Origin of the sequence: Tabrizicola sp. (assembly GCF_051645465.1) — a bacterium.
Lineage (GTDB): Bacteria > Pseudomonadota > Alphaproteobacteria > Rhodobacterales > Rhodobacteraceae > Tabrizicola.
The window spans coordinates 1-7,861 of sequence record NZ_JBOFBI010000161.1 but is presented as its reverse complement, the minus strand read 5'-3'; the positions used below and the strand labels follow the sequence as shown (position 1 = coordinate 7,861).

General features: G+C 62.1%; 7 protein-coding genes. 4 read left to right on the top strand and 3 right to left on the bottom strand.

Translation table 11 applies throughout. From position 1 onward, the window contains the following. The first annotated feature begins 164 nt into the window (after positions 1-164). Positions 165-839, top strand: a complete 675-nt coding sequence (locus tag ACRCSW_RS10205) for a COQ9 family protein (protein ID WP_438704779.1) — start codon at positions 165-167, stop codon at positions 837-839. A gap of 26 nt (positions 840-865) precedes the next feature. After that, positions 866-1,858 (top strand): NAD(P)H-quinone oxidoreductase, encoded by a 993-nt coding sequence (locus tag ACRCSW_RS10200; RefSeq protein ID WP_438704777.1) that lies wholly within the window; start codon positions 866-868, stop codon positions 1,856-1,858. A gap of 225 nt (positions 1,859-2,083) precedes the next feature. Here ACRCSW_RS10200 and ACRCSW_RS10195 read toward each other — a convergent pair whose 3' ends face one another. Next, positions 2,084-2,722, bottom strand: a complete 639-nt coding sequence (locus tag ACRCSW_RS10195; RefSeq protein ID WP_438704775.1) for a ribonuclease T2 family protein — start codon at positions 2,720-2,722, stop codon at positions 2,084-2,086. A gap of 124 nt (positions 2,723-2,846) precedes the next feature. Here ACRCSW_RS10195 and ACRCSW_RS10190 point away from each other — a divergent pair, with 124 nt between their 5' ends. Further along, positions 2,847-3,599 (top strand): DUF1013 domain-containing protein, encoded by a 753-nt coding sequence (locus tag ACRCSW_RS10190; protein ID WP_438704773.1) that lies wholly within the window; start codon positions 2,847-2,849, stop codon positions 3,597-3,599. 168 nt (positions 3,600-3,767) lie between these two features. On the opposite strand, the gene ACRCSW_RS10185 is transcribed toward ACRCSW_RS10190, so the two are convergent. Both ACRCSW_RS10185 and ACRCSW_RS10180 read right to left on the bottom strand, forming a co-directional pair. Next, on the bottom strand, positions 3,768-4,181 hold the full coding sequence (locus ACRCSW_RS10185) for a GtrA family protein (RefSeq protein ID WP_438704772.1): 414 nt from the start codon (positions 4,179-4,181) through the stop codon (positions 3,768-3,770). After that, complete coding sequence (locus ACRCSW_RS10180; protein ID WP_438704770.1) at positions 4,178-6,010, bottom strand: hypothetical protein; 1,833 nt, start codon at positions 6,008-6,010, stop codon at positions 4,178-4,180. The genes ACRCSW_RS10185 and ACRCSW_RS10180 overlap by 4 nt, the downstream gene beginning before the upstream one ends. Positions 6,011-6,226: 216 nt before the next feature. Between ACRCSW_RS10180 and ACRCSW_RS10175 the strand changes: the two genes are divergently transcribed. Next, entirely contained in the window at positions 6,227-7,438 is a 1,212-nt protein-coding gene (locus ACRCSW_RS10175) for a glycosyltransferase family 2 protein (RefSeq protein ID WP_438704768.1), read from the top strand. The last annotated feature ends 423 nt before the right edge of the window (positions 7,439-7,861 follow it).

The window sequence follows — 7,861 nt, the reverse complement described above, 5'->3', positions numbered from 1 at the left end:
TTCTTCAGGGCACGGAGAGCCTGTTCGACGTTATTGTCGCGGACGCTGACCTGCATGTGGTTGTCACCACCTTCCTAGGTTAAAGTTGCACTGACTTGTGCAGGCCCGCGGCCTATAGCAAACGGGGCCGGGCTTGTCTACCTGATGACCGAACGGAGGCTGCGATGACGGACGATGACACGAAATCCCGGATTCTTGATGCGGCTCTGGCGCATGTGCCGTTCGATGGCTGGTCGGAAACCACCCTCCGCGCCGCCGTGGCCGATTCGGGCATGGCCTACGGATTGGCGCGCGCGCTGTTCCCCAGAGGCGGGGTTGACCTGGCCCTGGCCTATCACGCCCGGGGCGACGCCGAGATGGCAGCGCGGCTGGCGGCGACCGACCTTTCCGCCCTGCGCTACCGTGACCGCATCGCAACGGCGGTCCGAATGCGTCTGGAATTGGCCGACCGAGAGCTGGTGCGGCGCGGCACCACATTGTTTTCGCTGCCCGTCCACGCCCCCGACGGCGCGCGGGCGATCTGGACGACGGTCGACCGGATCTGGACGGCGCTTGGCGACACTTCGACCGATTTCAACTGGTACACCAAGCGTGCCACCCTCTCGGCGGTCTACGGATCGACCGTTCTCTACTGGCTCGGCGATGAATCGACAGGGCAGCAGGCGACGTGGGAGTTTCTTGACCGGCGCATCGACCAGGTGATGCAGTTCGAGAAACTGAAGGCCGGTTTGAAAGAGAATCCTCTGGGAAAGGCGCTTTTCGCCGGGCCGCTAAAGATTCTGGAAACGGTTCGTGCGCCAAAGCTTCCGGATGAGCTTCCGGGCCGTTCGCTGTTCTGAGGCACCCAGTCCGAAAGGCCCGTTCAATGTCGCTGTCGCACAGCATGCTAGCCATCGAGATTTCGACGCCTGGCGGGCCTGATGTCCTTCGCTCTTGTTCCAGGCCGGTTCCGGTGCCGGGGCACGGTCAGATCATCATCCGCGTGGCCTATGCCGGGGTGAACCGCCCCGACGCCCTTCAGCGCGCCGGGGCCTATGCGCCTCCGCCCTCCGCCTCTCCGCTGCCGGGCCTCGAATGCTCGGGCACGGTGGTGGAGGTCGGGCCGGGTGTCACCCGCTGGCAGATCGGTGACAAGGTCTGCGCGCTTTTGCCGGGCGGCGGCTATGCCGAATACGTCGCCACGCACGAGGCGCACGCCCTGCCGATCCCGCCCGGCATGTCGATGCGCGATGCCGCCTGTCTGCCAGAGACGTGTTTCACCGTCTGGTCAAACATTGTCATGCGCGGCGGTCTGACCGCAGGCGAACGGTTCCTGGTCCATGGCGGAACCTCCGGTATCGGCACAACGGCGATCCAGATCGCCTGCGCCTTGGGTGCGCGGGTCTTCGCCACCGCCGGAACGGCCGAGAAATGCGCCGTCTGCCGCGATCTTGGCGCCGAAGCCGCGTTGAACTACCGGACCGAGGATTTCACCGCCGCGCTGCAGGCCGAGGGTGGTGCAAACCTCATCCTCGACATGGTCGGCGGCAGCTACATCGAGAAGAACATCAAGGCGCTGGCCGACGACGGGCGGCTTGTGCAGATCGCGTTCCTGCAGGGGCCGAAGGTCAGCCTCAACTTCGCCGAACTGATGATGCGCCGACTGACCATCACCGGCTCCACCTTGCGCCCGCAGTCCGATCTCGCCAAGGCCCGAATCGCATCCGCCGTGCAGACGCATGTCTGGCCCATGATCGCGCGCGGGGCGTTCCGCGTCGTGATCGACAGCGAGTTCCCTTTGGCCGCCGCCGTCGCTGCCCACTGGCGGATCGAGGACGAAGGACACGTCGGAAAGATCGTTCTTGCGGTCAACCCATGAGCGAATGACGATAGCCTGACGCTCATTTGGTTGATTCACGTTTTCTTCACGCGTAATTGAACGGCGGTTCGGGTAATAGTATTTTCAGGCGGGATCGGAGTTTCGATCCAAACTTTAGCCGGTAAGCAGTTCCCCAGCTGCCATCCGGAACCGAACTTTGAACGGCAGACGTTTTCCCAGTGTTACCGCAATTCCAAGTATTTTCCTTACCGGTCCCGCCCCCTTTTACCTTACCGGTTCCAGAACGGCATCCGACAGGCGGCAGTCGCGGATGACATCCTCGCCGCAGCGGCGGGGTTCCAGGTCTGCAGTCAGGCAGACGCGGACCTCCTGGATCAATCCTTCCGAACAGGTCACGGTGATCTGATCCCGCATCAGACCAGGGTTCGCCTCAAGAAATGCGTCCTCAACGACTTTCGCGGGCACCTCCAAGGTCTCGTCAACCCGAGAGAACAGGCCGGGGATCTCGATGCCATCATGGGCGGCCCGAGCGGTGGCGAAGTAGTCCTTCGACGACAGGCCCGAACAGCGGCCATGTTTCTTCCACTGGTAGAACGCCAGCCCGGCACCCCCCATGATATCCGCCATCGCCGCCGTCTCCGCCCGGGACGGATCGCGCTCCACCGTGCGGCAGTAGGACGGCCAGCCGTCTTCATACTGCGGCCAAAGCCCGTGCAGAACGAAGGTCAGCCCGCGCCCGGCGTCGCATTGCGGATCGTCCCGCGCGTCGCCTTCCAGCGCACACCAGGCGGCTGACCACGACAGGGACATGACGTAGTAGTCGAAATTACCGGCCTTTTCGCCCTCGGCCTGCGCCGCAGTGGCCCAGCACAAAGCCGCAAGGGCGATCATCATCCGGCGCATTTCCGCTTCCCCTTTGTTCAATCCCGCCCTATATGGACGGTGAATTCCCTGAAAACGTGGAACTCGCGGGCCCCGCCCGCCGCCGTTTTCCCGGCCCGGGAGAGATTTGTAAAGGAGAGATCCGATGTCGAAGCCGCTCATGGCCAAGGCCACCGCCGTCTGGCTGGTGGACAACACCACCCTCAGCTTTGCCCAGATCGCCGACTTCTGCGGCATGCACGAGCTTGAGGTGCAGGGGATTGCCGATGGTGACGTGGCGGGCGGGGTGAAGGGGTTCGACCCCATCGCCAACAACCAGCTCGACCCGATCGAGATCGACCGGGCGCAGGCCGACCCGCTCTACCGGATGAAGCTGAAGTTCAACGCGGCGGCGGTGGGCGAGGAAAAGCGCCGGGGGCCGCGCTATACCCCGCTGTCGAAACGGCAGGACAGGCCCGCGGCGATCCTGTGGCTGGTGAAGTTCCATCCGGAATTGTCGGACGGGGCAATCGGCAAGCTGGTGGGGACGACGAAACCGACGATCCAGTCGATCCGCGAGCGGAGCCACTGGAACATCTCGAACATCACGCCGATTGATCCGGTGGCCTTGGGGCTGTGCCGGCAGACCGAACTGGATGCCGCCGTTCAGGCTGCGGCGCGGAAGAAGGCGGCCGAGGGCGTGGTGATGTCGGACGACGAACGGCGGAAGCTGGTGTCGACCGAGCAGTCGCTGGGGATGGCGCCCGAGCCGAAGATGCCGGAACCGCTGACGGGGCTGGAGGTGTTCGGCGACGAGGAGAAGGAGGCGGCGGGAGATTTCTCCGACGCGGAAAGCTTCTTCAACCTGCCGCAGGGGGATGACGACGAGGACGAGGAAGAAAACGACCGCCGTCGTTGAGGCCGCTCAAGAACCATTTGCGAACCCCGGTCCAAGTGGCCGGGGTTTGTTTTTTTTGGGGTTGACCCGCAGTGGGTCACTTGGCTGGTTCGAATGAATTCAACGGATTAATAGGAGATATCAGCACTCTGTTAAGGTTCCTCGCAGACACTTACGAGAATACTGGTTTCACTTGCCGCCATCAGGAACATCGCCAGTGGGGAAGATAACCAATCGATTGATGAGATAACTTGCCATTGCGGCAAGCGCCGATGCGCCCAGATAGACGATCACGTCCGGCCAGAACGATCCCCGCGCCAGAAGGGCGCTGGCGAGGGCCACGATTGTGATGCCGAGGCATTGGGTAGCTGCGTACAGCCAAAGCGCGTTTCTGTGTGGGGTATCGGCCCGGAAGGTAAAGCGGCGCTGGCACCAGAAGGCCAAGGGAATGCACATTACCCAGACAAGACCCGCCACCAAGGGGCCGGGCAAGGGCACATGCAAGGTTGAGAAGGCCGTCAGCACCGAATAGAGCAACGACATGCTGCCCCCGACGAACAGGAAGCGCAGCAGCGTGTTGCGGTACAATTCACTCAGCGTCATGGATTGTGGGCTTGGCGTTTCAATATCGCCTTGTCAACTTTGAGCACCATTACGTGCTGGCGATCGGCGGTCACATCTGTCAGCCAATCCGGAAGGTTGCCCGAAAGAAGTACCCCTGCATAAGGCATCTCGCGCTCTTGGGACGAATCGCGACAAAGGACCACGTAGTCCGCCTTTGATGCGTCAAGCGCCGCGAGCAAGCTCTCGTTGGTATCGAAGGCCTTGATTCCATTCCAGAAAGCCGCAGCGCTTCGGTGGTACGCAGCCGAGGCCACCGCGTGCGGTGTATAGGCGATGATCATCGGGCTGCGATTCAAGGTCGAGAAGATCACCGATTGCGGCAGGCTGGAAATCTCCGCCAGAGCGGTTGTTGTGCGACACTCTGAAGGCAGTCCTGCAACATCTGTCGCCGACGGGGGTCCACCCATCACGGCGTCGGCGGCCAGATGAGGCGCAATCTGGTTGGCGCCAAGCTCTATGGTCGCAGGCATGGCCAGAACCAGCAGCACAATCGCAGGCACGCGAATAGGGCTCGTCCGCGGAATCAAGGTGAACGCGTAGATCAAGAATCCTGCGAGGAACGGTACCGCTGGCGCCAGAAGATTGGTTGCGCGAATCTGGATCACGGCGAATGCAAAGCCCACAACCACCACAAGCAGCGCCTGTATCAGCGCGGTCTTCTGCACGGTGCTCAAGCGGTTACGCAACCCAAGAGCGGCAGCCATTGCCAAAGTAGTGATAATCACCGCGGGCAACAGGATACGGGCCAAGAGTTCCGGGTTTATGCGCAGCAGGCTCGGGGCGGACAGCGCCTCGTTCACTCGAGTCTCGATGATCTGGCGCACAGCAGGCGGCACATCGGCGTAAGGGCCGGCAACACAGCGGCCAAGCAGCGGATAAAACAACCACAGGCCAAGGGCGGTGATCGTCACCATCACCAATAGTCGCCCGCCCGCACCGGTCAGAACACGCCCGGCGAGTACGGGCACCAGCGTTGCCACGACGCCAATTCCGCCCAGGACCAACACTGGTGGGGCCAGCACATCACAGTGGTTGACCAACCAATCGGCCGCTGGTGTCTGCCCGGCCAAAAGCAATGGCGCGGCCAGCGTGATCGCCACGCCATAGCCCAGCAACCAATCGCCAGCCTGTGGCTGTCCGAAGGCGTACCGCAGCGCCATCGAGCCCCAGATCAACGCGAGGAAAGGCAGCATCTCCAGCCCCACGGCAAGAGAAAACGCAGTAATCGCCCCAGCCAACGCCCCAAGTGTCCGTGCCCGGCCCGGCACCAGCGCCAGATAAAAGATCGCCGTGGCGCAAAGAAGCTGCACATTATGGTGGTCAATTCGTGGTGGAACGAACTCTCCTCCCAGCTTGCTCCAACTGAGGAATACGGCCAAAGCGCCCACGGCCGCGCCTTTGCCCAGCAGGCGGTTTGTGCCGTGGGCGATCACAACCACCATCAGACAGCCGAGGAGACTTGGCCAAAGCACAACTGTGGCAAGTTCCGCCTGGGCCGGTGGCAGAACCCACGAGGCGGGCACCAGAATGGCCGCAATCCCGACATCGACATACCGCGACCAGTGCATCGAAATTCCTTCGGGCGGCAGTACCCGGTATTGGCGCATGTCGAACCAGCCTTGCCCCGCCAACCAATCGCGCACCTGAACGAGCCGCATCAGATCGTCGCCATCTGCTTCCAGCAGCAGCTGAGAGATCTGCGGCAGGCTGCGGATAGCGTTGACGAACACAAGCGCCATTCCGGCAAGGCAGATCCACCAGATCGGTTGGATTTTGGATGGAAGACGCAGTTTCAGTTGGTCCAACATCGGGCCGTTTCCAGAGATTGTATGAATTCCTGCTGTTAGGCCGAGTACCGATGACGCAGCAAACAATCATCAGTATGACGCGATTGATCCGGTTCTAAGTCGCAAAGCTGCCACGGTCATCATTGCAGCGAGATTGCGTCCCATTTTTGGCACAGTTGGGGGTTCTGCTCATCTTAGACTGCAAAGTGACGCGATTCTTTCGACAAGGATTCGGCGATGATCGAGCTGACCATTCTAATGCCCTGCCTGAACGAGGCCGAAACGCTTGCGGCCTGCATCGTAAAGGCGCGCGGGTATCTTGATGCCTCCGGCATCCGAGGCGAGATCGTGATTGCCGACAACGGGTCGACCGACGGTAGCCAGGCCATTGCCGAGGGGTTGGGCGCCCGCGTCATCGCGGTGCCCCGGCGGGGATATGGCGCGGCGCTCATCGCAGGGATCGAGCAGGCGCAAGGCCGCTACGTCATCATGGGCGACAGCGACGACAGTTATGACTTCTCGGAGCTCGATGGGTTTGTGGCGCGGTTGCGTGCGGGGGCCGACCTGGTGATGGGCAACCGGTTCAAGGGCGGAATTGCGCCGGGGGCTATGCCGCCGCTGCACCGCTACCTGGGCAATCCCGTCCTTTCGACTATCGGTCGTCTGCTTTACCGCACTCCGGTACGCGATTTCCATTGCGGGCTGCGCGGGTTTTCGCGCGCCGCGATCCTGCGGCTGGGGCTGACGACGCCGGGGATGGAGTTTGCTTCGGAGATGGTCATCAAGGCCTCGCTTGCCGGGTTGGAGGTTGCCGAAGTTCCGACAACGCTGTCGCATGACGGGCGGTCGCGTCCGCCGCATCTGCGGTCGTGGCGCGATGGCTGGCGGCATCTGAAACTGCTGCTGACATTCGCGCCCTTCAGCCTGTTTCTTTATCCCGGGCTGGTGTTGCTAGGCGTCGGTGGAACCTTGTTCCTGCCACTGCTCTTCGCGCCCCTGTCATTGGGCAGCATCACCCTTGATACCGGCTCGCTGATCTTCGCCGCGACGTTCATCATGACGGGGTTCCAGCTGGTCTGGTTCCACCTCTTGGCGCGACTGTTTGCCGTGCGGAGCGGCCTTTTGCCTACGTCTGCCCGCTTCGAGGCGCTGCGGTCGCGGCTCTCGGTCGATGCGGCATGCCAGATGGGGGCGGTCTTTTTGCTGATGGCCTTCGCGGCCACCGTGATCGCGGTGGGCTTCTGGGCCTATCACGGCCTTGGTCCGCTGGATGCCGGTGTCATTACGCGCACGGCTTCGCTGGTGGCGGTGCTGTCGGCTTTGGGCGTCCAATCGGTGACCAACGGTTTCCTCTGGGGCCTTTTGAACCAGAACGCGCCATTGGTCGATCGAGCAGCCCTTGCGGATGGCGGTCGAGCCGAAGATGTCGGAGCCGCTGACGGGGCTTGAGGTGTTCGGCGGCGAGGAGAAGGAAGCGGCGGGAGATTTCTCGGACGGGGAGAGCTTCTTCAACCTGCCGCAGGGGGATGACGACGAGGACTAGCAAGAAAACGACCGCCGTCGTTGAGGCCATTCGGAGGGCCGTTCGGGAACCCCGGTCCGAGTGGCCGGGGTTTTGTTTTGGGGGTTGACCCGCAGTGGGTCAACGGATCAATCCTATTAAAATCAATATGTTAACTTTGGTTGATTAAGGCTTTGTCAAGAATTGTCTTTCAGCGGGGAAGTGTTCTGACGCTTCTCGTCGTTCGACTTCGCCGCTCCTCGTGCGCCCCCGACGAGAAGCCGAAGGCGCACGAGGAGGGACTTTACCCATGCTTCACCATCACATGCCGCACCACCGTATAATCCTCCAGCGCATAAGCCGACATGTCC

Bases quoted from the DNA above. Each gene is read 5' to 3' on its own strand.
- ACRCSW_RS10190 (WP_438704773.1), top strand. From the start codon at position 2,847: ATGTCGAAGCCGCTCATGGCCAAGGCCACCGCCGTCTGGCTGGTGGAC.
- ACRCSW_RS10205 (WP_438704779.1), top strand. From the start codon at position 165: ATGACGGACGATGACACGAAATCCCGGATTCTTGATGCGGCTCTGGCG.
- ACRCSW_RS10200 (WP_438704777.1), top strand. From the start codon at position 866: ATGTCGCTGTCGCACAGCATGCTAGCCATCGAGATTTCGACGCCTGGC.
- ACRCSW_RS10185 (WP_438704772.1), bottom strand. From the start codon at position 4,181: ATGACGCTGAGTGAATTGTACCGCAACACGCTGCTGCGCTTCCTGTTC.
- ACRCSW_RS10195 (WP_438704775.1), bottom strand. From the start codon at position 2,722: ATGCGCCGGATGATGATCGCCCTTGCGGCTTTGTGCTGGGCCACTGCG.
- ACRCSW_RS10175 (WP_438704768.1), top strand. From the start codon at position 6,227: ATGATCGAGCTGACCATTCTAATGCCCTGCCTGAACGAGGCCGAAACG.
- ACRCSW_RS10180 (WP_438704770.1), bottom strand. From the start codon at position 6,010: ATGTTGGACCAACTGAAACTGCGTCTTCCATCCAAAATCCAACCGATC.